This is a genomic window from Amycolatopsis sp. TNS106, from assembly GCF_019330265.1.
Taxonomy (GTDB): Bacteria; Actinomycetota; Actinomycetes; order Mycobacteriales; family Pseudonocardiaceae; genus Amycolatopsis; species Amycolatopsis lurida.
Window position 1 is genome coordinate 3,764,213 of sequence record NZ_CP024972.1, and the last position, 23,895, is coordinate 3,788,107.

A 23,895-nucleotide genomic window follows, 5' to 3' on the forward strand; every position below is an offset into this window, starting at 1 on the left:
TTCTCGTCTATGGTGACTGGAGCAGCGCGGATGCTGCTACATGCTTCCTACAACGTGTTTCAGGTGAGGGGCGTATGGAGTTCGACGTGATCGTGGTCGGCAGTGGTGCCGCCGGGATGACCGCCGCACTGTCCGCAGCCCACCGGGGACTCGAGGTCCTGGTCGTGGAGAAGGCCGCCCACTTCGGCGGTTCGACGGCGCGCTCCGGCGGCGGCGTCTGGATCCCCGGCAACCACGCGCTGCGGGCGGCCGGGATCGAGGAGCCTCCGGAGCGGGCACGCGAGTACCTCGAAGCGATCGTCGGTGACGTCGTCCCCGCCGAACTCCGGTCGGCCTTCCTCGACCGCGGCCCCGAGGTCCTGTCGTTCGTCTGCGACAAGACGCCGTTGCGCTTCCGCTGGGTCCGCGGCTACTCGGACTACCACCCGGAAGCCCCCGGCGGGCGCGCGGGCGGACGGTCGGTCGAACCGGCCGCGCTCGACGGCAACCTGCTCGGACCGGAGCTGGCGAACCTGGAGCCGCCATACAGCGCTCCCCCGCTCGGCGCCCCGATCACCCAGGCGGACTACCGGTGGCTGAGCCTGCTCGCCCGGCATCCGCGCGGCATCCTCCGCGTGCTGGGTCTCGGCGGGCGCTGGCTCGCCGGCCGGATTCGCCGTCAGCGGCTGCTTTCCATGGGGCAAGCGCTTGCGGCCGGTCTGCGTGAGGGGCTGCGGCGGGCGGATGTCCCCGTCTGGCTGAACACCCCGCTGGTGGATCTGGAAAGCGAAGGCGACCGGGTGACCGGCGTCGTCGTCCGCCACGAGGGTGAGGACAAGCTGATCCGCGCGCGGCTCGGCGTCGTCCTCGGCGCAGGCGGGTTCGAGCACAACGAAGAGATGCGGGTCAAGTACCAGCGCGCGCCCATCGGTACGGAGTGGACCGTCGGCGCCGAAGCCAACACCGGCGACGCCATCGACGCCGGGCTCAAGCTCGGTGCGGCCGTCGACCTGATGGACGACGCCTGGTGGGGCCCGTCCATCCCGCTGACCGGCGGTCCCTGGTTCGCGCTCGCCGAGCGGTCGCGGCCGGGCTGCCTGATGGTCAACGCGCGGGGCGAACGCTTCGTCAACGAATCGGCGCCCTACGTCGAGGCCGTGCACGCGATGTACGGCGAAGGTGACGGCCCCGGCGCGAACATCCCGACCTGGCTGGTGTTCGACCAGCGCAACCGCAACCGGTACATGTTCACCGGCCTCGGCCCGCGCCAGCCGCTGCCCGGCCGCTGGTTCAAAGCGGGCATCGCGGTCAAAGCGAGCACGATCGCGAAACTCGCCGAGCGGATCGAGGTCCCGGCCGACGCGCTGGAGGCCACCGTGCGGCGGTTCAACGGCTTCGCCAAGAGCGGCGTGGACGAGGACTTCCACCGCGGGCGCAGCGCGTACGACCACTACTACGGCGACCCGCGGAACAAACCCAACCCGAGCCTGGGACCGCTGGACGTCGCGCCGTACTACGCGGTGAAGATCGTGCCCGGCGACCTGGGCACCAAGGGCGGGTTGAGGACCGACACGCACGCGCGGGTCCTGCGCGAGGACGGGTCGGTGATCGACGGGCTTTACGCGGCCGGCAACACGAGCGCGGCGGTGATGGGCCGCACCTACGCGGGCCCCGGCGCGACGATCGGCCCGGCGATGGTGTTCGGCTACCTTGCGGCCGAGCATCTCGCGCAGCAAGATCACACCAAAGCGGGAGGCAGCCGATGACGACGGAATCCGTACGGCAGATCGACGCGGGCGCGCCCCCTTCGCGGTTCGCGCGCGGGTGGCACTGTCTCGGCCTCGCCGAGACGTTCCGTGACGGGAAGCCGCACGCCATCACCGCGTTCGGGACGAAACTGGTGGTCTTCGCCGATTCGTCCGGCAAGCTGAACGTGCTCGACGGGTACTGCCGCCACATGGGCGGCGACCTCACCCAGGGCGAGGTCAAGGGCGACGAGATCGCCTGCCCGTTCCACGACTGGCGCTGGAACGGCAACGGCAAATGCGTCTCGATCCCCTACGCCAAACGGGTTCCGCTGCGGGCACGGACGAAGTCGTGGACCGTGCTGGAGGAGAACAAGCAGTTGTTCGTGTGGCACGACCCGGAGGGCAACCCGCCGCCCGAGGACGTCGTCATCCCGCGGATCGAAGGCATCTTCACCGGCGAGTGGAGCAACTGGACCTGGGACTCGGTGCTCATCGAGGGCTCCAACTGCCGCGAGATCATCGACAACATGGTCGACATGGCGCACTTCTTCTACATCCACTACGCCTTCCCGACCTACTTCAAGAACGTGTTCGAGGGGCATGTCGCCACCCAGTACCTGAACACGAAGGGCCGCCCGGACAAGGGAATGGCGTCGAACTACGGCGGCGAGGAGAACCTCCTGCGGTCGGAGGCGTCGTACTTCGGGCCGTCCTACATGATCAACAAGCTGCTCAACACGTACCAGGGTTTCGAGATCGAGAACGTGCTGATCAACTGCCACTACCCGGTCACCGAGAACTCGTTCGTGCTGCAGTGGGGCGTGAGCGTGAAGAAGTTCGAGGGCGTCTCGGACGAGCACGCGGACAAGATCGCCGGGAAGTTCGCCAAGGGCATCGGCGTCGGGTTCCTGCAGGACGTGGAGATCTGGCGCAACAAGACCCGGATCGACAACCCGTTGCTGTGCGAGGAGGACGGGCCGGTCTATCAGCTGCGCCGCTGGTACGACCAGTTCTATGTGGACGCCGCCGACGTCACCGAGGACATGACGCGCCGGTTCGAGTTCGAAGTGGACACCAGCCGCGCCAACGAGGTCTGGGCGGCGGAGGTGGCCGAGAACCTGGCACGGCGGCAGGCGGAAGAGGCCGGGGTGTGAAGCCGGAGACCGTCGAATTCCTCACCGCCGGGCTGCGGCCGCTGAGCTGCCGCGCATGCGGGACGTGCGTGCTGGTCAAGAAGAACAGCGTGCAGCACACCAGCATCCAGTGGACGAGCGACGCGTCCCGGAGCTGCCCGGTGTTCGCCGAGCAGAAGGCCTCCGGCGCGCAGACGGCGTTGCTCGACACCTGCGGCAATCTCAGCGACAGCATCGACGCCGCGTTGAAGGACGGCCTGCTGGAGGTGCCCGAATGAGCGGTCCCGTCACCGTGACCGTGGCCGAGGTGATCGCCGAGACCGCCGACGCGCGGTCGATCGTGTTCGAGATCCCGGCCGAGCACGCCTCCGTTTTCGCTTACACCCCAGGACAGTTCCTCACGCTGCGCGTGCCGAGCGACCGGACCGGCTCGGTGGCCCGCTGCTACTCGCTCTCCAGCGCGCCGCACGAGAACCGGGTGCAGGTCACCGTCAAACGCACCGCCGACGGCTACGGGTCGAACTGGCTGTGCGACAACCTCCAGGCGGGTCAAGAGGTCCAGGTCCTGCCGCCGGCCGGGGTGTTCAGCCCCGCGTCGCTCGACGAGGACTTCCTGCTGCTCGCGGGTGGCAGCGGTATCACGCCGGTGATGTCGATCCTCAAGTCCGCGCTGGAGCACGGCACCGGCAAGGTGGTGCTGCTGTACGCCAATCGCGACGAAGGTTCGGTGATCTTCGCCCGCGAGCTGGCGGACCTCGCCGCTCGGTACCAGGACCGGCTGGTCGTCGTGCACTGGCTGGAGAGCCTGCAAGGACTGCCGACGGAAGCGCAGCTGCGGGCCTTGGTGACGCCGTACACCGCGCACGAGGCGTTCATCTGCGGGCCGGGGCCGTTCATGGACGCCGCGCGGACGGTGCTCAAGGACCTCGGGCTGCCGCGCAAGCGGATCCATCTGGAGCGGTTCCTCTCCCTGGGCGGGAATCCGTTCGAGGTGGCCGAGCCCGTCGCCGTCGAAGAGGCCGAGACCCCGGCGTCGGTCGAGGTCACCCTCGACGGGGAGACCAGGAAACTCGGCTGGCCGCGCCGGACGAAACTGCTGGACCTGTTGCTGGAAAAGGGTTTCGACGCGCCGTACTCGTGCCGCGAGGGCCAGTGCAGCGCGTGCGCCTGCCGAGTCGTCTCCGGTGAGGTGAAGATGCTGAACAACGAGGTCCTCGACGGCGACGACATCGCCGAAGGCATCGTACTGGCGTGCCAGTCCCTGCCGCTGACCGACGAGGTCACCGTCACCTACGAGTAGGAGCTATCCGTGCCCATCGATCCCTCGGTCGCGATCGGCGCCGACCTCGGCGAGGTGAGCTTCGCCTGGACCGCGTCGGACGTGCAGCTCTACCACCTGGCGCTGGGCGCGGGCGCGGATCCGACGAGCCCGCGCGAACTGCGCTACACCTACGAGAACGGCCTCCAGGTCCTGCCGACGTTCGCCACCGTGGCGGCGAACCTGCGCGTGTTCGAGCCGCCCGCGGTCTCGTTCCCCGGCGTCGAGGTCGACCTCGGGAAAGTGTTGCACGGCAAGCAGGAGGTGATCGCGCACCGGCCGATCCCGACGTCGGGGAAGGCCGTGGCGCGCACGCGGATCGTCGACGTCTTCGACAAGGGCAAGGCGGCCGTGATCGTGAACGAGACGGTCGCCACCGACTCGGACGGAACTCCCTTGTGGACGTTGCGGTCGAGCATCTTCGCCCGAGGCGAAGGGGGTTTCGGCGGCGAGCGCGGCCCATCCGATCGCGTCGAACCGCCGTCACGGGAACCGGACGTGGTCATCGACACACCGACGTTGCCGCAGCAGGCGCTGCTCTACCGGCTCTGCGGTGACCGCAACCCCCTGCACGCCGATCCCGCGTTCGCCGCGGCGGCCGGGTTCGGCAAGCCGATCCTGCACGGCCTGTGCACCTACGGCGTCATCGCGAAGGCCGTCACCGACGAATTCCTCGACGGCGACACCGCCCGCGTCGCGTCGTTCTCGGCCAAGTTCGCCGGCGTCGTCTTCCCCGGCGAGCCGCTGCGGACCCGGGTCTGGCGCGAGCCCGCCGGGCTGCTGATCGCCACCACGGCACCGGACCGGGACGAGGCACCGGTCCTTTCCGACACTTTCTTGACCACGACAGACTGAATCCTCGTTCCCGCAGGTAGCGGCTCTGGCTAGACTCGGGCAGGTGCGCCCCTTGATCTCGGACCCGTATGCCGAACTCGGCCGGGACTACGCGCGATCGAGACGCCCGGACCCCCGCATCGCGGCCGCCGTCGCCGACGCTCTCGGCGACGCGCGCTCGGTGGTCAACGTCGGGGCCGGAGCCGGTTCCTACGAGCCGGAAGACCGCGACGTGGTGGCCGTCGAGCCATCGCGACGGATGATCGCGCAGCGTCCGTCCACCGCGGCCCCGGCCGTGCAGGCGTGCGCGGAAGGGCTGCCCTTTCCCGACGGTGCCTTCGATGCCGCCCTGGCGGTGCTGACCGTGCACCACTGGACGGACGTGACCGCCGGGCTGGCCGAACTGCGGCGCGTGTCCCGCCGCCAGGTGATCGTGACCTGGGATCAGGCGGTGTTCGCGCGGTTCTGGCTGGTGCGGGACTACCTGCCGGAGATCGCCGAACACGAAAGCAGACTGGCCTGTCTCGACCGGGTCGTCGAGGAACTCACCGTGGCCGGGCGGGCGCCTTCGGTGGCTCCGCTGCCCGTGCCGTCGGACTGCGTCGACGGGTTTCTCGGCGCGTATTGGCGCAGGCCCGAGGCCTACCTGTCCGAGCGCGTGCGCGCGGGGATGTCCGGGGTGGCGCTGCTCGACCAGAACGTCGTCGCGACGGCGGTCGAGCGGCTGCGCGCCGATCTCGCCGACGGGCACTGGCACCGGCATCACGTCGGCCTGCTCGGCCGGACGGAACTCGACCTGGGGTACCGGCTCGTCACCAGGTGATTCAGTACACAGTGGACGTCTCTCGCGGCGTGGACGGCGGTCGACCCCGGACGCCGGGGCATGGTATTCATGGCTTTCGTGACGGCAGGGGACGGGAGCGGCATGACGGCGGAGTACTTCGTGGTCCGTGGCCAGGTGGAGAAGGGCGACCAGCGGGGCAGGGAACTGGGTTTCCCGACGGCCAACATCGCGCTGCGCGACCAGGACGGCCAAGTCGGCGACGGAGTGTGGGCGGGCTGGGCCGAACGCGCCGACGGCACCCGGATCGCGGCGGCGGTCTCGGTCGGCAGGCGGCCGACCTACTACGGCGCCGACGGCTACCGGCTCGTCGAGGCGCATCTGCTGGACTTCAGCGGTGACCTCTACGGCGAGGTGCTGACCGTCTGGCTGGGGCACCACCTGCGCGAGCAGGAGGCGTACCCGTCGTCGGAGGCGCTGATCGTCGCGCTGAACAAGGACATCGCCAACGCCGCGAAATGGGCCGCGGACAACCCCGCCGAGGGCCTGCCGGACGTGGGCACCGCCGAGGCGGGCGTCGTGCGCCGCGTCCCGCACGCCTCGTGAGTGGGTCCTACCCGTCGAGAGAACCGTCCTCATCACCACGCCGGCACAGGCGTGTCGCGAAAGCCACTTTCGAGACATCAGACGTCGCGAAAGTGGCTTTCGCGACGCACACCGAGAAGTCAGACGGCCGCGCCCAGCAGCATGTAGCCCATCCCCAGCCCCATGATCACCCGGCACACCCGCCGTGACAGCTGACCGGACTCCCCCGCGCCCCGCGCCGCGAGCACCCCGGCGCGCACGGCGTCCGCCGCGAAATACGCCGCCACCGCTCCGAAGACCAGCGACAGCCACAATGCCGAACCGCCGCCCGGCCCCGACATCACCAGCCACGGCCCGTGGGTGACGTCGTTGTGCGGCATGAACGTCACCATGAACAGCATCGCGGTGGCGGAGACGGCGTGGTGCCCGCACGAAGCGTGCCCGGACCGCCGCCCCTTCCACCACGAGACGGCGAACCAGCCCGCGGTCAGCGCCAGCACCGCCTGCCAGCCCGCCGCGGGGATCGGGCCGCCGACCGGGGACAGCATCGCGACCATGGCGACGACGAGCAGCAGTTCGGCCAGGTCGCCGTTGCGGACGGCCGCACCCTGGCTGCGGTAGTCCAAACGGACGAGTCTCAGCACGCAGGGCAGGACGAGCGCGGCGAACACCGCGGTCAGGGCCCACGCGACGACGATTGGTCCAGACATCGCACCTCCCGGCTGGCAACCCCTTCACCGTGGCAGGTACCGCTCTAGTACACCATCGGGCATTGAGGTGATGTCAGCCCGCGGTCAGGACCAGTCCGCTCGTGGGAACGCCGGTGCCGGCGGTCACCAGCACCCGCGAAGCCCCGTCGACCTGGTTGACGGCGTCACCCCGCAGCTGCCGGACGCCCTCGGCGATCCCGTTCATCCCGTGGATGTAGGCCTCCCCCAGCTGCCCGCCGTGCGGATTGAGCGGAAGCTTCCCGTCGAGTTCCAGGGTTCCGCCGGCGATGAAGTCCTTGGCCTCGCCCTTCCCGCAGAAGCCGAGTTCTTCCAGCTGCATCAGGACATAAGGGGTGAAGTGGTCGTACAGCACGGCGAGGTCCATGTCGCCCGGCCCCAGCCCGGACTGCTCCCACAGCTGCCGCCCCACCACCCCCATTTCGGGCAGCGCCGGGAGATCGTCGCGGTAGTAGCTGGTCATCACGTACTGGTCCGGCCCGCTCCCCTGCGCGGCCGCCGCGATCACGGCGGGCCGGTGCGGCAGGTCGCGCGCCCGCTCGGCGCTGACGACGACCAGGGCGACCCCGCCGTCGCTCTCCTGGCAGCAGTCCAGCAGGTGCAACGGCTCGGCGACCCAGCGGGAGGCCTGATGCTCTTCGAGGGTGATCGGCTTGCCGTAGAACCAGGCCTGGGGGTTGGTCGCCGCGCGGGCGCGGTCGACGACGGCCACCCGGCCGAAGTCTTCGCTGGTCGCGCCGTACTCGTGCATGTACCGCCGCGCGAGCATGGCGACGGTCGCGGCCGGGGTCGCGATCCCCATCGGGTAATGGAACGCGTTGTCGACGCCGGACGAGTTCACCTGCCCCGCCGCGGCCGAGGACACCTGCCCGAACCGCATGCCGGACCGTTCGTTGAACGCCCGGTACGCGACGACGACGTCCGCGACCCCGGTCGCGACGGCCATCGCGGCCTGTTGCACGGTCGCGGCCGCGGCCCCTCCGCCGTAATGGATCCGGCTGAAGAACTTGAGCTCCGGTATGCCCAGTTCCCGCGCGACGGCGATCTCGCTGTTGCCGTCCATGGTGAACGACACCAGACCGTCCACATCGGACGGAGAGAGCCCGGCGTCCTTCAGCGCGCTCGACACCGCTTCCGCCGCCAGCCGCAGCTCGCTGCGCCCGGAATCCTTCGAAAACTCCGTGGCACCGATCCCGGCGATGGCCGCCCGTCCGGACAGGGTCATCACTCGCCTCCCAGCGTCAGCGCCACGGTGCCCACCACGTGCTCACCGAGACTGTCCACACCGGACACCGCGACCACCACGTCGTCACCGTCCCGTTCCGTGACCCGTCCGGTGAAGGTCAGCGTGTCGTAGGCGTAACAGGGCACACCGAGCCGGATCTTGATCGACCGCACGAACACCTCCGGCCCCGCCCAGTCGGTGACGAACCGCTGCACCAGACCCGTGTCGGTGAGGATGTTCAGGAAGATGTCCTTGGAGCCACGCTGAACGGCGGCGTCACGGTCGTGGTGGACGTCCTGGAAGTCCCGGGTCGCCAGCGCGGTGCTCACCACGAACGTGGGGGTGGCCTCGATCTTCAGCGGCGGCAGCTCGGTGCCGACCGGACAGTCCCTCATCGCGCGACCCTCCAAGCGGGCAACGTCAGTTCCTCGTCGATCTTCACGAAGGCCGCCTCCACCGGGAGTCCGATGTGGACTGTTTCGGGATCGGCGTCGAGCAGCTCGCCCATCACCCGGACACCCTCCTCCAGTTCGACGAGCGCGACCACGAACGGCAGGTCCTTGCCGGGCACCTTCGGATGATGGTGCACCACGTAGCTGTAGACCGTGCCCCGGCCGCACGCGACGACGTAGTCCGGCTTCGCGTCGAGGTCGCCGTCCGGCGGCATCGGGCCGGGCGGATGCCGCAGGATCTCGCCCCACCGCTGGATCCGCAGTTCGCCGTCACGCAGGCCCGCCCAGAAGAACTCTGTGTCCTTGCTGATCACCGGCCGCAGCACCGGGGCGGCCGCCTTGGCGGGCTCGGCGCCCGGCGGGCGGAACTTCAGCACCCGGAACACCATATCCGCGACGGCCTCGTCACCGACGTACCAGGTGGTTTTCGTTGTCACGAACCAGCCCTCGCCCAGCGCGGTCCGCTTCGGCCCGACGACACTCTCGAGTTTCGCGGTCGCTTCGACCCGTTCACCGTGGCGGAGGTAGCGGAAGTAGTTCTGCTCGGAGTTCGTCGCGACGACCGAGGTGAACCCGGCTTCGTCGAGCACCTCCATCATGGCGCCGAGCGGGTCGTCCGACGCCCTCGTCCAGTGCAGCCCGCCCATCGTCCACACCTGCGCCATCGCGGGCGGCGCGACGAGTCCCTTGTGGACGCTTTTGGCGGCGAACTCCTCGTCCACGTACACCGGATTGCGGTCACCGATGGCTTCGACCCAGTTGTTCACCATCGCCTGGTTGACCGCGTCGCGCGCGGCCCTCGGCGCGGATTCCCCGCGCGCGGCGATGCGTTCGGCGGCTTCCTGGATGCTCATCGCGGCACCCTCGGCAAACCGAGCCCGGCGGTGGCGATCAGCTCGCGCTGGATCTCGTTGACCCCGCCGCCGAAGGTCAGCACCAGATTGCGTTTGGCCACCACGTCCAGCCACAGCGCCAGTTCCGCGGTTTCGGCGTCGGACTGATCACCGTGTCGCGCCACGATCTCCTCCAGTCTCCTTGCCAGGCGCTGGATGCGTTCGGAACCGAAGATCTTGGTGGCCGACGCGTCGGCCACCGCCACCTGCCCGCTCGCCGACGACGCCGCGACCTGCCAGTTCAGCAGTTCGTTGACCCGGGCGGTCGCGAGGGTTTCCGCGAGCACGGCCCGGACGTCGGGCAGTTGGAGCAACGGCGTGCCGTCCGGCGCCTTCCTGGTCGCCGCCCACTCGCGGACGCGGTCGTGGAGACCGCCGATCCGCCCGGCGGGGCCGAGCATGACGCGTTCGTGGTTCAGCTGGGTGGTGATCAGCCGCCAGCCCTCGTTCTCCTTGCCCACCAGCATGTTCGCCGGCACCCGGACGTCCGAGTAATAGGTGGCGTTCACGTGGTGCGCGCCGTCGCAGGTGATGATCGGTGTCCACGAATAGCCCGGATCGCGGGTATCCATGATGAGGATCGAGATTCCCTTATGCCTCGGCGCGTCCGGCGCGGTGCGGACGGCGAGCCAGATGTAATCGGCGTCATGGCCGCCGGTGGTGAAGATCTTCTGGCCGTTGACGACGTATTCGTCCCCCTCGCGCACCGCTGTCGTGCGCAGCGCCGCGAGGTCCGTTCCCGCGTCGGGCTCGGTGTAGCCGATGGCGAAATGCACTTCACCGGCGAGAATCTTGGGCAGGAACAGCGATTTCTGTTCCTCGGTGCCGTACGCCTGAAGCGTGGGCCCGACGGTCTGCAAGGTCACCGACGGCAGCTGGACGTCGGCACGGGCGGCCTCGTCGACGAAGAGGTGCTGCTCGATCTCGCCGAACCCACGGCCGCCGTACTGTTCGGGCCAGCCGACGCCGAGCCAGCCGTCGCGGCCCATCCGCCGGACGATCTCGCGGTACACCGGGCCGTGCCGCTCCCGCAGCATCGCGCGCCGCTCGTCGGCGCTCACCAGCCCGGCGAAGTACTTTCTCAGTTCGGAGCGCAACTCGTGTTGCGCCGCGGTCAGTTCGATCAGCATCGGTTCACCCCGCCACCAGTTCGCCCAGGCCGGCCAGCCGATGAGCGGCGCCGCCGAGCGTTCGTCCCAGATCCTTGACCGCCGACGAGAACCGGTGCAGCGGATACGTTTCATCCACGCCGATCCCGCCGTGCAGGTGGTGGCAGACGGCCAGCGCCGCGGGCGCCTCCTCCGCCAGCCAGTACGCCGCGATGTCGAGCTCCGCCTCGGCGTCGAGCCCCGCCGCGAGCCGCCAGACCGCCGACCGCGCGGCCAGCTGGACCGTCCGCGAGGCGACGTAGACGTCCGCGATCTGTTGCGCCACCGCCTGGAACGCCGCCAGCGGACGCCCGAACTGCGCACGTTCGCCGACGTGCTTGGTGGTCAGCGCGAGCGCACCGGCGAGCAGCCCGTCGCCGAACGCCACGGCGCCGGCGAGCGCGAACCGGTGCAGCGTCGCGATCGACTCTCCGGGACCGTGCCCGTTGAGGAGGTCGGCGTCGGTGACGGTCACCGAGTCGAGCGTCATCGTGTAGTCCGGTGTGCCGGAAGAGGTTCTCGTCGGCGTCAGCGTCACACCGTCCGCGCGGGGATCGACCAGGAAGACGCCGGTGCCGCCCGGCAACGAGGCGGGCGTCAGGATCCGCGTCGCTTCCGCCGCGAACGGCACGCCGATCTTGACGCCGCTCAGGCGCCAGTCCCCCGCCGATTCCGCGACGGTCGCGGGCCGGGTGGTGAACGGCGCGGAAGGCTCGTGCAGCGCGGCGGTGAGCACGGCTTCGCCCGCGGCGACCGGCGGGAGCAGCGCCGAGCGCTGATCCGGGCCACCGAGCGTGGTCACGGGAAGGACTCCAAAGGCCAGAGACGCCAGCGCGGGCGTCGGCGAGGCGACGCGCCCGAGCTCGGTCAGCACCAGGGCGACTTCGGCGACGCCGAGCCCGTCACCGCCGAGTTCGGCGGGCAGCGCCAGGGCGAGCAGACCGGCGTCGGCGAGCGCGCGCCACGTGTCCGCGGGCTCGCGCTCCTTGCCGAGGACGCGCGCGGCCAGCGCGGTGACCTCGGTCTGCGTCTCGTCGAACTGGAAGTCCACACTGGCTCCTCACCGGGGCGAACGGGCACAATATTGAAACCTGTTCTAGTCTTAACCGGAAGGAGGCGTGACGGCAAGGGGGAGGATCTAGGAGGTGGCTTTGAGCAGTTCCGCGAGCGCGTCGGGAAAGTGGTCGGCGAGCGGCCACAGGTCACCGGTGAGTTCGCGGGCGCCGAGCAGGCCGACGTCGACCCGGCCCGCGTTGGACAGCACGGTGACGTTGAGCCCGGCGCCGTGGAACACCGGGCCGAGCGGGTAGAGCCCGGTGATCCGGCAGCCCAGCAGGTACAGCGGCATCGGTGGCCCCGGCACGTTGGAGACCACCAGGTTGTGCACCACCGGATGCCGTTCGGCCAGGCGCAGCGCGGAATACGCGCGCACCGCGAGGCCGAACATGGTCGCCGCCGAGAACTGCGCCCAGTCCTGGAGCATGTCGGCGTCGATGGTGTGGTGATGGTCCTTGGACAGCCGGTTGGACTCCGCGAGCATGAACAGCCGCGCGGCGGGGTCGTCGAGATGGGTCGGCAGCGAGGCGAAGAACGCCGAAACCTTGTTGCTGCCGTGGTCGCGTTCGGTCCGGCCGTGCACCGACACCGGCACGGTCGCCACCAGCGGATCGTCCGGCAGCTCGCCCCGGTCCCGCAGGAACTGCCGCAGCGCACCGGAAACCACGGCGAGGACGACGTCGTTGACGGTCACCCCGAAGGCGTCCTTGACATGCTTGACGTCGTCGAGGTCGAGAGAGGCGTAGGCGACACTGCGGTGCGCGGTGATCGTCCCGTTGAACGACGTGCGCGGCGCGGTGAACGGAACCGGCATTCCCTTGCCCTGCAACGCTTTCCCCAGCCATTTCGGCACGAGTTCGAGGAGGTCGGGCAGCAGCTTCACCAGCTCGACCGGCCGTTTCGCGAACGAGGTCAGCCCCGCGCCGAGCAGCGCGCGCCTGCCGGGAACACCCGCGTTGGCGCGTTCGTCCGTCGCGATCCGCGGCGGCGGGGCGTCCGGGTCGAGCCCGGCGAGGTAGCCGATCAGGCTGGCGCCGCCGACCCCGTCGACGCTGGCGTGATGCATCTTCAGCAGAACCGCGATCCCGCCGTCGGCCAGGCCTTCGATCACGTACAACTGCCACAGGGGCTGCGCGCGGTCCAGCCGTTGTCCCGCGATGTGGGCGCAGAGTTCGGCCAGTTCCCGCCGGTCGCCGGGCGCGGGTACGCCGATCCGGTGAACGTGGGCTTCGAGGTCGAAGTCCTCGTCCTCGACCCAGACCGGATGCGCCAGGTTCCAGAGTGGATTGTGCAGTTTGCGCCGGAACGCCGGGATCAGCTCGACCCGTTCGGCCAGTTTCTCCTTGAAGCGGTCGAAATCGTAGCCGCCGGGCATGGTCGAACCGTCCAAGGTGAGCAGCCCGCATATGTGCAGCACCTGGGCCGGTGTCTCCAGGTAGAGGAAACTCGCGTCCAGACCGCTCAATCTCTGCATGAGAAGCACCTTAAGTGAACTTTGCAACCCGTTCTAGGCGGTCACCCGGCGGTAGGATCGGTGCCCATGCACCCGAGTTTCGTCGTCCGTCAGGCACTCCAGCTCGCGCTCACCGCGAACGCGCTGAAGCCGCCGCGAGGTGCGCGTACCGCGATCCCGGCGTTCTTCGCGGGCTGGCTCACCGGTGAGCTCGCGCCGCATCTGCTCGCGCTCACCGCGGCCGACGCGGCGGCGCATGTCGCCCGGCACCGGGGCGGATCGAGCAAGACCGGGCTCGCCCTCGCGGCGGCGTCGGCGGCCGGTCTCGGCACCCTGATCGCGCAGTCCCAGCGGGCCCGCGACGAGATCGAGACGGCGCTCACCGAAGGCATCGGCAAGGCCTACGCCGACGAACTCGAACACCCACCGAGCCCGACCGACCTCGCGACCCCGTGGGGCCAGCTCGCCATGCCGTTCCGCATGCGCGACCCCGATGTCCGGCGGACCCGCGACATCGCCTACGCGCCCGGCGGGAAACGATTCCTGCTCGACGTCTACGCCCCACGCGAGCCCGTCACCGGCGCGCCGATCCTGCTGCAGGTGCACGGGGGCGCCTGGGTGATCGGCAACAAGGACCAGCAGGGGCTGCCGCTGATGCTGCACATGGCCAAACGCGGCTGGATCTGCATCGCGATCAACTACCCGCTCTCCCCCGCGGCCCGCTGGCCCGCGCATATCGTCGCGGCGAAACGCGCGCTGGCCTGGATCCGGGACAACGCCGAGTCCTACGGCGGCGACCCGTCGTTCGTCGCCGTCACCGGCGGCTCCGCGGGCGGGCATCTGGCGGCGCTGCTGGCCCTGACCGCGAACGACCCGGCGTTGCAGCCTGGCTTCACCGAAGCCGACACGAGCGTCCAGGCGTGCGCCCCGCATTACGGCGTCTACGACTTCGCCGCGACCAGCGGACGGCGCTCCAGCCAGACCCGGCTGAAGACGCTGATCGCCCGCCACGTCTTCGAGGCGGACCGGGATCCGGTGAAGTTCCTCGACGACTACGTCGCGGCGTCACCGCTGGACCGGATCACCGAGGACGCGCCGCCGTTCTTCGTCATCCACGGCGTCCACGACTCGCTGGTGCCGGTGGGCGAGGCCCGCGAATTCGTGCGGCGCCTGCGGGACAAGTCCCAGCGTGAGGTCGCCTACGCGGAGATCTCCGGCGCGCAGCACGCCTTCGACGTCTTCCCCTCGATCCGCAGCGCCCACGTCGTGCGCGGGGTGGAACGGTTCCTGGAGTGGAGTCACCGCACCTGGCGCCGGTCCAGCAGGTCGTAAGCGGTTATCGCCGGGAGGACGACGTCGCGAAAGCCACTTTCGCAACGTTGAAGGTTGCGAAAGTGGCTTTCGCAACGTGTCGCCTGGGGTGAGGCCAGCGCGGCCAAGCGTGGGCTCGGGGTAACCCAACGCTCTTCGCCGGGCGTCGCGAAAGCCACTTTCGGGACGCCAGACGTCGCGAAAGTGGCTTTCGCGACATCACTTCCGGCCGAGCTTGAGTGCGTCAGGGCGGGTAGATCACGTCCGTCGGCCGTGTGGACGCTGGACCGTCGACCCGCCAGCCTTCGCCGTCGCGCACGAAGCGGTACCACCGTTCGTCCCGGCCGTAGCGCAGTTGCAGGTCGCCCTGGGTGATCCTGTTCCGCCAGGTCTTCGGCGTTCCCGGCAATCCCGATTCGGCGAGGTCCGCCTTGGCCTGCGCGAGCGGCGCCTGCCCCGGCCGCCAGGCCTCCCGGACCACCGCCATCCCGCCCCGGCCCGCCTCACGCCAGGCCTGTGCCCAGAGGGCCAGGTCCCGCACCGCGACCCCGGCCGCCTCGGCGAGATCGGCGACCACGGGCGGGTCGCTCGCCGCCGCGCGACGCGCGAGATCTTCCTCGAACGACAGCTCCGCCTCGCGCTCGGGCCCCATGACCAGCAGCTCCCAAGCCCTCGCGGCGGCGTCGGCGGCCAGTTCGACGAACATTTCGCCGCTCCAGCCGGTGCGGTGCGGCGGGTCGATGTCGAGGACCGCGGGCGGCCCGACCGTGCCGGGGACGGCCGGCCGCGGCGGGAGCGCCGCGATCCGCCGGGTGTACGCGCGTTTCGGGTCCACCCCTGGTGCGGCGGGGGCGCGCACCCGTTTGCCCGGCGCGCTCGCGGGAGCCCGGCGGGACCGCAGTTCCGCGAGCACGGCCTCCCTCGGCCTGCCGCGCAGCAGGAACAGCACGAACGGATCGGCGTCGACCTCGTCCGCGACCAGGTAGTACACCGCGGCCACGTGCTTGCACGGGTTCGCGCTGTCGGGGCAGGAGCATTTCGGGCGCAGATCTCCGGGACCCGGCAGCAGGTCCGCGCCGGCGGCTCGGGCGTCCTCGGCCAGCTCACCCGGCAGCTCGCCGTCGAGGAGGGCGGCGACGTGCCCGAGCCGGGAGCCGACCATCCCGAGGAGGCTCTCCCACTGTGGTCCGGTGAACGCCCGCATGTGGATGGTCACCCGGTACGGCACCGCCCGGCTTCCCTGTACCCAGGCCGTCACCTCGCCCTCGCCGACCGCGAGCTTGCTGACGGTGCCCTTGCGCGCGTACGTCCGCCCTCGGGGCAACCGGTTCGGATCGAGTTTGGCACGCTCCTCCAGGGCCTCGACCCACGCCTTGCCCCACCACGTGTTGCCGAAGGTGCGCCGTTTCCGTCCTGTCACGCCGGGCATCAGAACCCCTTGGCGGAGCTGAGACGGATACGGAAAAGTGACCAGACGCGTGAACCCGCCACGGCCGAAGGCCTCGCTATCGCGGTGGCAGGGCGCCCTGTCCGCCCAACGCGACGCGTTCTACCAGGCAGCGCCCTGCCGACGTCGATCGCGGTCACGGGTTCACCAACAGACACTCATGCCTCCCCGAGCCGGACGAGGTCGGCGAGTTCGTCATCGGACAGTTCGGTGATCCAGTTCTCGCCCGCGCCGATGACCGCGTCCGCCAGCCCGCGTTTGGTCTCCAGCACCTTGGCGATGCGCTCCTCGAGCGTGCCCTCGGCGATCAGCCGGTGCACCTGGACCGGCCGGTCCTGCCCGATCCGGTACGCGCGGTCGGTGGCCTGATCCTCGACCGCCGGGTTCCACCAGCGGTCGTAGTGGATCACGTGGGTGGCCTTGGTCAGGTTGAGCCCGACACCGCCCGCTTTGAGCGAGAGCAGGAACACCGGTACCTCGCCCGCCTGGAACCGGGCGACCATGTCCTCCCGGACCTGGGGCGAGCTCGACCCGGACAGCAGCATCGTCGGCAACCCGCGTTCGGCCAGGCGTTTCTCCAGCAGGCGGCACAGCTGGACGTACTGGCTGAACACGAGCACGCTGTCGCCCTCGTCGAGGATGACGTCGAGCAGTTCCTCGAACGCGGCGAGCTTGCCGGACCGGCCGTGCAGCACGCCGGGTTCCTTGAGGTACTGCGCCGGATGGTTGCAGATCTGCTTGAGCTCGGTGAGCAGTTTGAGCACCTGCCCGCGCCGCGCCACCCCGTCCAGCTCACGGATCATCGCGAGATTCTCGCGGACCACGGCCTCGTACAGCGTCGTCTGCTCGGCGGTGAGCGGGACGAACCGGTCGGTCTCGGTCTTGCGCGGCAGTTCGGGGGCGATGTCCGGGTCGGTCTTCTTACGGCGCAACAGGAACGGGCGCACGGTCGTAGCGAGGCGTTCGGTGGCGGCGACGTCGCGGTCACGCTCGATCGGCCGGGCGACCTTGCGACGGAACCCTTCCAGCGAGCCGAGCAGTCCCGGCGTCGTCCAGTCCACAATGGACCAGAGTTCGGTGAGCCGGTTCTCCATCGGTGTCCCGGTCAGCGCGACCTTCACGGCGGCCGGGATCTTCCGCAGCTCCTTGGCGGTGACCGAAAGCGGGTTCTTGACGTGCTGCGCCTCGTCCGCGGCGATCATCCCCCAGTCCACTTCGGACAGGGTTTCTCGATCCCGCCGGAGGACGCCATACGTGGCGAGCACGACCTCGTCCGGCGCGACCTCGTCGAGATGCCGTCCGCCACCGTGGAACCGGCGTACCGGGATGTCCGGCGCGAACCGGGCGAATTCACGCTCCCAGTTGCCCAGCAACGACGTCGGGCACAGGACGAGCGTAGGCCCCTCACCGAGCGGACGGCGATGCAGGTGCAGGGAGATGAGCTGGATCGTCTTGCCGAGCCCCATGTCGTCGGCGAGGCAGGCGCCGAGACCGAGCCCGGTCATCGTCGCCAGCCAAGCCAGGCCCGCCTTCTGATACGGCCGCAGGGTGGCCTTCAGGTCCGCGGGTTGCTCGATCGGTTCCGCGGCGCTTTCCCGGATTCGCCGGAGCAGCCCCGTCAGCGCGGACGGCGCGGTGAACTCGACCTTTTCGCCGTCGAGCTCCAATTCGCCGGTGAGCGCCGCGGCCAGCGCCTCAGCCCCGGACAGCTTCTTCGCGCGGTGAGCGCGCACCTTGGCGAGCAGGCGCGCGTCGACCTTGACCCATTTGCCCCGCAGCCGCACGAGCGGCCGTTTCGCCTCCGCGAGCGCCGTGACCTCGGCGTCGGTGAGGTCTTCATCGCCGAGGCTCAGCCGCCAGCGGAACTGCAGCAGGCTCTTGAGCGTGAACTCGGGCCCGGTGACACTGCCGGGTGCCTGCGTCGCGCTCGCCTTCGCCTTGAGCTCGCCCGCGAAGAGGTCCTTCGGCCACTGCACCTCGATGCCGGCGCCGCCCAGGGCCGCGTCCCCGTGGGTCAGCAGGTCGACGACCTCGTCGTACTCCAGTGTGAGCCCGGTCGGCGCGGCGGACCGGAGCATGCGGCCGAGCGGCGCCCAAGCCCTGGCGCCCCGGCGGAGACCGAGCAGCAACTGCGTCTCGACCTGCTCGCCCATTCGTTCCAGCACCGCTTCGGGCGCGTCCCACAGCGTCGCCGCCTCGACGATCAGGCTCGGATCGACGGCGCTCCGCACGGCGAGGACGGCGGCGAACGTGGGCTCTTCCTCGGGGTTCTCGGGCTCGTGCACCTCCATGCGCAGGACGAGATGCGCGCTCTGGGCCTGCCGGGCGCTCAGTTCCGCCAGCCACGCCGCTCCATCCGGCCCGACCAGCGTCGGCTCGGCCGAGGCGAACGCGGGCCCGCCCGCCGCGACGCTCGCGGCCGGCGTGCGGACCAGCACGTCCGCCGTGGCGTCCCAGAGCGCGCGGATCAACGACTCCGGCGAATGCAGCCGGATCCGCTTCAGGCCGGACAACGGCAGGGCGTGCGCCTCGGGAGGCAGCGCGGCGGCGAGCCCGCGCAGCATCTCCTCGTCGGCGACGTCCAGCGGCCCGACCCGCCACGAATCCACCCCGCCGGGTGAAGCCGCGGGCAGCAGCCTGCCGCGGGCGATGAGGTTCACCCCGGCCTCGGCGACGGCCGACCACGCGGCGATGGCCGGGCTCAGGTCGCCGTCCGCGGTGAGCAGCCGCGGAATCGCGCGTGACAACGGGACGAGTGCCGCGTCGACCTTCGTACGCCGGAACACCTTCCCCACCGGCAGCACGAGTTCGATCGCGGTGTCACCCGCTACGCCGTCTCCCCAGAGCGCCAGCACACCGTCCCGCGGGGGATCCGAGGGGACGAAGGTGGCCTGGGTTCCTGTGCCGAACTCCACGACCCGCACGTTAGAGCACGGGACCGACAGCTGACGGGCGCCGGTGCCATGAACGGTCCGTTCCTTGCACATTTTGCAAGGAACGGACCGTTCATAGCACGCCGAAGTGCCGTGACAGGACCTTTCAGGACCGGGGCAGCCCCAGCAACCGCTCGGCCGTCAGCGACAACAGCACCTGCGTCGTCCCACCCGCGATACTGAGGCACCTGGTCAGCAGGAATTCGTGCTGCGCCGGGTCACCGTCCACGAGGGCGCGCTCCCCGAGCGACTCCAGCGCGAACTCCGCCACCGCCTGCCGATGCCGCACGCCCAGCAGCTTGCGCACACTCGACTCGGCGCCGGGGTCCTGGCCGTCGAGCCGCCGCAGCGTCGCCCGCAGGTCCAGCATCGAACACGCGCTGCCGTCGGCGATCAGCGCGCCGAGCCGCTCCCGGTCGGCGTCGTCGCCCAGGGTGGCGAGCAGGTTCTCGACGCCCTCCCCCACCGCCGATCCACTCCCGAGGGCCACCCGCTCGTTGGCCAGTGTCGTCCGCGCCAGCCGCCAGCCGCCGTCGACCTCACCGACCACCATTTCGTCCGGGACGAAGACGTCGTCGAGGAACACCTCGTTGAAGACGGCGTCGCCGGTGATCTCGCGCAGCGGGCGCGTGCTGATCCCGTCCGCGGTCATGTCGACGAGGAAGTACGTGATCCCCTTGTGTTTCGGCGCCTCGGGATCGGTGCGCGCCAGGCAGATCGCCCAATCGGCTTCGCGTGCGAGCGAGGTCCACACCTTCTGACCGTTCAGCAGCCACCCGCCGTCGGCACGCCGGGCCGTCGTGCGGAGCGAAGCGAGATCGGAGCCGGCTTCGGGTTCGCTGAACAGCTGACACCAGGTGATCTCCCCGCGCAACGTGGGCGCGGCGAACCGTTCGCGCTGGTCCTCCGAGCCGTGTTCCAGCAGGGTCGGGATCGCCCAGGCGCCGATCACCAGGTCGGGACGGCGGATGTCCGCGTCGGCGAGGGCGGCGTCGATCCGCAGTTGCTCGGCCGCGCCGGCGCCCCTGCCGTACGGCGCGGGCCAATGCGGGGCCAGCAGCCCCGAATCGGCCAGCGCGACGCGCTGCGCGGGTTCCGGCAAGGCGGCGATTTCGCCTACCAGGTCACGGAGTCCGGTGTCTTCGCCGACGTCGACGCTCAACGTCCGCCGGTCGCCGCGCAGCGCGAGTTCGGCGGCGCGGCGACGCCAGCGGGCCGAGCCACCGAGCCACTGGCGCAGGGCCACGGCACGGCGCAGATAGAAGTGCGCGTCATGCTCCCAGGTGAAGCCGATACCGCCGAGAACCTGAATGCAGTCCTTCGCGTTGGCCACGGCCGCGTCGAGCGCGTAGGCCGCCGCGGTCGCCGACGCGAGGGCGTGCTGCGCCGTGTCCTCAGCCGCTCTCGCCGCGTCCCACGCGAGCGCGTCGGTGGCTTCGGCCCGGCACAGCATTTCCGCGCACAGATGTTTGATCGACTGGAACGACCCGATCGGGCGGCCGAACTGTTCCCGCACCTTCGCGTAGTCGACGGCGGTCCGAAGACACCATCGTGCGATCCCCGCGGCTTCCGCGGCGCCGAGTGTGGCGGCGTAGGAATCCACTGGCAATGCCTCGAAAACCGCCTCGGGCCGTACCTTCGCGCACCGGATCCGGCCGACCGGCCGGGAGACGTCGAACGGCTCGCACCGCTCGATGTCCATTCCGGACGCCCCGGGCGGGATGAGCGCGGAGACGTCACCGCCGGAGACCAGCGTCCACACCGACGGGTGAACGTCGAGCGCCGGGCCCGACTCGCCGTCGACGACCGAATCCGTGATACGAAACCCGTTGCCCAGCACCACCGCCAAGCGTTCGGTCCCGTCCGCGAGACCCGGCAGGACCTCCTTGGCCGGCCGAGGATCCGTTCCGAGCAGCGCGCCGCCCAACGCGGTCCCGAGGACCGGGCCGGGCACGAGCGCTTCGGCCGCTTCGGCGAGCCCGGCGGCCAGATCGGCCAGTGTTCCGCCTGCCCCGCCGACGTCCTCGGGAATCGCCACGCCGAACAGGCCGAGTTCGGCCAGCCCTGGTGGCGGCTCGGTGATCCGGCCCTTTCGGACGGCGTCGACCGGACGGGCGGAAGCCGCCCATGCCCGGATCGACGCGGCCAGGGCCGCCTGTTCTTCGGTGAGCGCGATCGACACGGGTGGGACCTCCTCGCCGGACCTACCCGCGAGTGTAGAACGTGTTACAGTTTCTTGCCCAGTGGGTCACGTCTTGAACAGTTCGTCCGCTTAGGTACGCTACGTGAGGAAAGTGGAACAAGTTCCGACGAAGGGGGACGTGGCGATGCCAGGGAAGGCCAAGGCACCCACGAGCGCGAAAGCGCGCAGCGGCAATGGTCTCTCCGCGCTGGGCGGCGAGGAACTCGGCTCCGCCGCACAACGCGACCGGCGGCGCCGCATCATCGACGCGACCCTCACCCTCGCCGCGAAGGGCGGGTACGACGCGGTTCAGATGCGGGCGGTCGCCGAGAAGGCGGACGTCGCGCTCGGCACGCTGTACCGCTACTTCCCCTCGAAGATCCACCTGCTGGTTTCCGGGCTGGCCAGGGAATTCGAACGCGCGCAGGAGAAACTCGACCGCGCGGCCATCCCCGGCGAAACCCCGAGCGAGCGGCTGATGTTCGTCCTCGGCCGCAACACCCGGCTGATGCAGCGGGATCCGCATCTGACCGAGGCGATGGTCCGCGCGTTCATGTTCGCCGACACGACCGCCGCCGCCGAGGTCGAGCAGGTCGGGCGGCTGATGGAGAACATGTTCGCCAAGGCCATGGGCATCGAGGACCCGACCGAGGCCGACCGCGACATCTTCCACGTCATCGCCGACGTCTGGATGGCGAACCTGGTCGCCTGGGTGACGCGGCGCGCGTCGGCGGCCGATGTCGCGAACCGGCTGGAGCTTTCCGTGCACCTGCTGCTGGACAAGAACGTCTGAAACCTCGTGAGTGGTAAGGACGGTTAGAACCGTCCTTACCACTCACGAGCGGGTCAGGCGGTCAGCTTCGGCAGCACGTCCCGGCCGAAGGTCTCGATGAACTCGTCCTGGTTCCGCCCCACGTTGTGGATGTAGATCCGGTTGAACCCGGCGTCGACGTACTTCTGCAGCGCCGCGCGATGCACGTCCGGATCCGACGAGACGACCATGCGGCCCTCGAAGTCCTCACGCCGCACCAGTTTCGCCATCTGCGCGAAGTCGAACGGCGAGCGGATGTCGGCCTTCGGGAACTTCATGCCGCCGTTGGGCCACTGGTCGAGCGCGTTGGCCCACGCCGTCTCATCGTCCTCGGCCCAGGAGAGGTGCACCTGAAGCAGCTTCGGCATCGAGTCCGGGTCCTTGCCCGCCTTCCGCGCGCCGGTACCGAAGTTGTCGAGGATCCCCGCCAGCTTCTCGATCGCCGCGCCCGGCGTGATCAGCCCGTCCGCGAGCTCACCGGTCTTGCGTGAGGTGTACGGGCCCGCCGACGCGATGTAGATCGGCGGCGGCTCGTCCGGAAGCGTCCAGAGCCGGGTGGTGTGCAGCTTGAAGAACTCGCCGCTGTGCTTGACGTCCTTGCCGGTGAACAGCTTCCGGATGACCTCCAGCGCCTCGAACATCCGCCGTACGCGCTCGGGGGCCTCGGGCCAGTAACCGCCGATGATGTGCTCGTTGAGCGCCTCGCCGGAGCCGATGCCGAGCCAGGTCCGGCCCGGGTAGGTCGCCTCCAGCGTCGCCGCGGCCTGCGCGACCATCGACGGATGCAGCCGGAACGACGGGCAGGTCACCCCTGGCCCGAGGTCGCCGGTGGTGTTCTCCGCCAACGACGCGAGCACGCTCCACACGAACGACGCTTCACCCTGTTGAGGGACCCACGGCTGGAAGTGGTCGGCGGCCATCTGGCCGGAGAATCCGTGCTGTTCGGCCAGCGCCGCCAGCCGGATCGACTCACGCGGCGAGAACTGCTCCAGTGCCGCGGCCAAGCCGATTTGAACCTCAGTCACGCCTGCTGCCCCTTTCGAAAGCTTTCGGCGACCTTCGCGAACTGGTCGAGTCGTTCCAGTGTCGCCGCTTCGGGCTCGGTCGGCAGAAAGAGCGTCGCCTCGTCGACGCCGCCCTCGGCCAGTCTGCCGAGCGCGCCCTCTTCCGGGGTGGCACCGAAGGCCGAGAACTTGAGGTCACTGCGGCCCTGGTCCGCCAGCCACTGACGCGCCCGGCGAAGCTCCTCCGGCGGGGTGTGGGCGTGCGGCAGCCAGCCGTCGCCGTACTGGGCGATCCGCTCCATCGCCTTCTGCCCCGCGCCACCGATGTAGATCGGCGGATGCGGCTTCTGCACCGGCTTCGGCCACGCGAAGATCGGGTCGAAGTCGATGTGCTCGCCGTGGAATTCGGCCTCGTCCTTCGTCCAGATCTCCTTCAAGGCCGCGAGTTGCTCGTCGACGAGCGCGCCACGGGTGCGCGGATCGGTGCCGTGATTGCGCATTTCCTCCCGGTTCCACCCGACGCCGACACCGAAGACGAACCGGCCCCGCGAGACCAGATCCAGCGAAGCGACCTCTTTCGCCGTGTGGATGACGTCGCGCTGCTGCAGCAACGCGACGCCCGTGCCCAGCTTCAGGTTCGACGTGGCCACGGCGGCCGCCGTCAGCGCGACGAACGGGTCGAGGGTCCGGTAGTACACGTGCGGCAGTTCCCCGCCGCCCGGATACGGCGTTTCCCGGCTGACCGGGATATGCGAATGCTCCGCGATGTGGAGCGAGCTGAACCCGCGCTCTTCGGCGGCCGCGGCGAGGACGTCCGGTCTGATGCCTTCGTCGGTGACGAAGGTGGCGATTCCGATCTCCATGTCCAGCAACT

21 protein-coding genes are annotated in these 23,895 nt (G+C 69.9%); 9 read left to right on the plus strand and 12 right to left on the minus strand.

Translation table 11 applies throughout. The features are described from left to right. Positions 1-74: 74 nt before the first annotated feature. From kstD to CVV72_RS16800, 7 genes are all read left to right on the plus strand, one after another. Positions 75-1,745, plus strand: coding sequence for a 3-oxosteroid 1-dehydrogenase (gene kstD / locus CVV72_RS16770; protein WP_219153276.1), 1,671 nt, complete (start codon positions 75-77; stop codon positions 1,743-1,745). Next, positions 1,742-2,881 carry a Rieske 2Fe-2S domain-containing protein gene (locus CVV72_RS16775; protein WP_219153277.1) on the plus strand — a complete coding sequence of 380 codons (1,140 nt, stop codon included), beginning with the start codon at positions 1,742-1,744 and terminating at the stop codon, positions 2,879-2,881. The genes kstD and CVV72_RS16775 overlap by 4 nt, the downstream gene beginning before the upstream one ends. Next, positions 2,878-3,138, plus strand: coding sequence for a hypothetical protein (locus CVV72_RS16780; protein WP_219153278.1), 261 nt, complete (start codon positions 2,878-2,880; stop codon positions 3,136-3,138). The genes CVV72_RS16775 and CVV72_RS16780 overlap by 4 nt, the downstream gene beginning before the upstream one ends. Beyond that, complete coding sequence (locus CVV72_RS16785) at positions 3,135-4,160, plus strand: ferredoxin--NADP reductase (protein WP_219153279.1); 1,026 nt, start codon at positions 3,135-3,137, stop codon at positions 4,158-4,160. The genes CVV72_RS16780 and CVV72_RS16785 overlap by 4 nt, the downstream gene beginning before the upstream one ends. A 9-nt stretch (positions 4,161-4,169) precedes the next feature. Then, positions 4,170-5,033, plus strand: a complete 864-nt coding sequence (locus CVV72_RS16790) for a MaoC/PaaZ C-terminal domain-containing protein (protein ID WP_219153280.1) — start codon at positions 4,170-4,172, stop codon at positions 5,031-5,033. 52 nt (positions 5,034-5,085) lie between these two features. Beyond that, positions 5,086-5,835, plus strand: a complete 750-nt coding sequence (locus tag CVV72_RS16795; RefSeq protein ID WP_219153995.1) for a class I SAM-dependent methyltransferase — start codon at positions 5,086-5,088, stop codon at positions 5,833-5,835. 102 nt (positions 5,836-5,937) lie between these two features. Next, on the plus strand, positions 5,938-6,399 hold the full coding sequence (locus tag CVV72_RS16800) for a riboflavin kinase (RefSeq protein ID WP_219153996.1): 462 nt from the start codon (positions 5,938-5,940) through the stop codon (positions 6,397-6,399). A 119-nt stretch (positions 6,400-6,518) separates the two neighbouring features. Here the strand turns inward: CVV72_RS16800 and CVV72_RS16805 are convergent, their stop codons facing one another. The 7 genes from CVV72_RS16805 to CVV72_RS16835 form a co-directional block, all read right to left on the minus strand. Continuing rightward, complete coding sequence (locus CVV72_RS16805; protein WP_219153281.1) at positions 6,519-7,088, minus strand: DUF5134 domain-containing protein; 570 nt, start codon at positions 7,086-7,088, stop codon at positions 6,519-6,521. Between the two features lie 73 nt (positions 7,089-7,161). Further along, entirely contained in the window at positions 7,162-8,331 is a 1,170-nt protein-coding gene (locus tag CVV72_RS16810) for a lipid-transfer protein (protein WP_219153282.1), read from the minus strand. Further along, positions 8,331-8,726, minus strand: a complete 396-nt coding sequence (locus CVV72_RS16815) for a MaoC family dehydratase (RefSeq protein WP_219153283.1) — start codon at positions 8,724-8,726, stop codon at positions 8,331-8,333. The genes CVV72_RS16810 and CVV72_RS16815 overlap by 1 nt, the downstream gene beginning before the upstream one ends. After that, a complete protein-coding gene (locus tag CVV72_RS16820; protein WP_219153284.1) occupies positions 8,723-9,637 on the minus strand; it encodes a bifunctional MaoC family dehydratase N-terminal/OB-fold nucleic acid binding domain-containing protein in 915 nt (304 codons plus the stop codon). The genes CVV72_RS16815 and CVV72_RS16820 overlap by 4 nt, the downstream gene beginning before the upstream one ends. Next, complete coding sequence (locus CVV72_RS16825) at positions 9,634-10,806, minus strand: acyl-CoA dehydrogenase family protein (protein ID WP_219153285.1); 1,173 nt, start codon at positions 10,804-10,806, stop codon at positions 9,634-9,636. The genes CVV72_RS16820 and CVV72_RS16825 overlap by 4 nt, the downstream gene beginning before the upstream one ends. A 4-nt stretch (positions 10,807-10,810) precedes the next feature. Further along, positions 10,811-11,875 (minus strand): acyl-CoA dehydrogenase family protein, encoded by a 1,065-nt coding sequence (locus tag CVV72_RS16830; protein WP_219153286.1) that lies wholly within the window; start codon positions 11,873-11,875, stop codon positions 10,811-10,813. Positions 11,876-11,962: 87 nt separating this feature from the next. After that, the gene (locus tag CVV72_RS16835) at positions 11,963-13,354 is read right to left on the minus strand and encodes a wax ester/triacylglycerol synthase family O-acyltransferase (RefSeq protein WP_219153287.1); all 1,392 of its coding nucleotides are present in this window, start codon (positions 13,352-13,354) and stop codon (positions 11,963-11,965) included. A 66-nt stretch (positions 13,355-13,420) separates the two neighbouring features. On the opposite strand from CVV72_RS16835, the gene CVV72_RS16840 reads away from it, so the two are divergent. Next, complete coding sequence (locus tag CVV72_RS16840) at positions 13,421-14,665, plus strand: alpha/beta hydrolase (RefSeq protein WP_219153288.1); 1,245 nt, start codon at positions 13,421-13,423, stop codon at positions 14,663-14,665. Positions 14,666-14,888: 223 nt separating this feature from the next. Here CVV72_RS16840 and CVV72_RS16845 read toward each other — a convergent pair whose 3' ends face one another. The 3 genes from CVV72_RS16845 to CVV72_RS16855 all read right to left on the minus strand — a co-directional run bounded on the left by CVV72_RS16845 (position 14,889) and on the right by CVV72_RS16855 (position 21,206). Then, positions 14,889-16,073: an SWIM zinc finger family protein gene (locus tag CVV72_RS16845; protein WP_219153289.1), complete on the minus strand. Its 1,185-nt coding sequence runs from the start codon at positions 16,071-16,073 to the stop codon at positions 14,889-14,891. 176 nt (positions 16,074-16,249) lie between these two features. Further along, on the minus strand, positions 16,250-19,015 hold the full coding sequence (locus CVV72_RS16850) for a DEAD/DEAH box helicase (RefSeq protein WP_219153290.1): 2,766 nt from the start codon (positions 19,013-19,015) through the stop codon (positions 16,250-16,252). Between the two features lie 115 nt (positions 19,016-19,130). Further along, positions 19,131-21,206 (minus strand): acyl-CoA dehydrogenase, encoded by a 2,076-nt coding sequence (locus CVV72_RS16855; protein ID WP_219153291.1) that lies wholly within the window; start codon positions 21,204-21,206, stop codon positions 19,131-19,133. 145 nt (positions 21,207-21,351) lie between these two features. On the opposite strand from CVV72_RS16855, the gene kstR reads away from it, so the two are divergent. Then, positions 21,352-21,999 (plus strand): cholesterol catabolism transcriptional regulator KstR, encoded by a 648-nt coding sequence (kstR, locus tag CVV72_RS16860; protein WP_034322562.1) that lies wholly within the window; start codon positions 21,352-21,354, stop codon positions 21,997-21,999. A 53-nt stretch (positions 22,000-22,052) separates the two neighbouring features. Here the strand turns inward: kstR and CVV72_RS16865 are convergent, their stop codons facing one another. Together CVV72_RS16865 and CVV72_RS16870 are read right to left on the minus strand one after the other, a co-directional pair. Further along, positions 22,053-23,042 (minus strand): TIGR03557 family F420-dependent LLM class oxidoreductase, encoded by a 990-nt coding sequence (locus CVV72_RS16865; RefSeq protein ID WP_219153292.1) that lies wholly within the window; start codon positions 23,040-23,042, stop codon positions 22,053-22,055. Then, entirely contained in the window at positions 23,039-23,884 is an 846-nt protein-coding gene (locus CVV72_RS16870) for an LLM class F420-dependent oxidoreductase (RefSeq protein WP_219153293.1), read from the minus strand. The genes CVV72_RS16865 and CVV72_RS16870 overlap by 4 nt, the downstream gene beginning before the upstream one ends. Positions 23,885-23,895 lie beyond the last annotated feature (11 nt).

What these genes read in the sequence shown, in the direction of transcription:
- CVV72_RS16785 (WP_219153279.1), top strand. Translation starts at nt 3,135, where the DNA reads ATGAGCGGTCCCGTCACCGTGACCGTGGCCGAGGTGATCGCCGAGACC.
- CVV72_RS16845 (WP_219153289.1), bottom strand. Translation starts at nt 16,073, where the DNA reads ATGCCCGGCGTGACAGGACGGAAACGGCGCACCTTCGGCAACACGTGG.
- kstR (WP_034322562.1), top strand. Translation starts at nt 21,352, where the DNA reads ATGCCAGGGAAGGCCAAGGCACCCACGAGCGCGAAAGCGCGCAGCGGC.
- CVV72_RS16870 (WP_219153293.1), bottom strand. Translation starts at nt 23,884, where the DNA reads ATGGAGATCGGAATCGCCACCTTCGTCACCGACGAAGGCATCAGACCG.
- CVV72_RS16800 (WP_219153996.1), top strand. Translation starts at nt 5,938, where the DNA reads ATGACGGCGGAGTACTTCGTGGTCCGTGGCCAGGTGGAGAAGGGCGAC.
- kstD (WP_219153276.1), top strand. Translation starts at nt 75, where the DNA reads ATGGAGTTCGACGTGATCGTGGTCGGCAGTGGTGCCGCCGGGATGACC.
- CVV72_RS16835 (WP_219153287.1), bottom strand. Translation starts at nt 13,354, where the DNA reads ATGCAGAGATTGAGCGGTCTGGACGCGAGTTTCCTCTACCTGGAGACA.
- CVV72_RS16820 (WP_219153284.1), bottom strand. Translation starts at nt 9,637, where the DNA reads ATGAGCATCCAGGAAGCCGCCGAACGCATCGCCGCGCGCGGGGAATCC.
- CVV72_RS16815 (WP_219153283.1), bottom strand. Translation starts at nt 8,726, where the DNA reads ATGAGGGACTGTCCGGTCGGCACCGAGCTGCCGCCGCTGAAGATCGAG.
- CVV72_RS16810 (WP_219153282.1), bottom strand. Translation starts at nt 8,331, where the DNA reads ATGACCCTGTCCGGACGGGCGGCCATCGCCGGGATCGGTGCCACGGAG.
- CVV72_RS16825 (WP_219153285.1), bottom strand. Translation starts at nt 10,806, where the DNA reads ATGCTGATCGAACTGACCGCGGCGCAACACGAGTTGCGCTCCGAACTG.
- CVV72_RS16840 (WP_219153288.1), top strand. Translation starts at nt 13,421, where the DNA reads ATGCACCCGAGTTTCGTCGTCCGTCAGGCACTCCAGCTCGCGCTCACC.
- CVV72_RS16775 (WP_219153277.1), top strand. Translation starts at nt 1,742, where the DNA reads ATGACGACGGAATCCGTACGGCAGATCGACGCGGGCGCGCCCCCTTCG.
- CVV72_RS16805 (WP_219153281.1), bottom strand. Translation starts at nt 7,088, where the DNA reads ATGTCTGGACCAATCGTCGTCGCGTGGGCCCTGACCGCGGTGTTCGCC.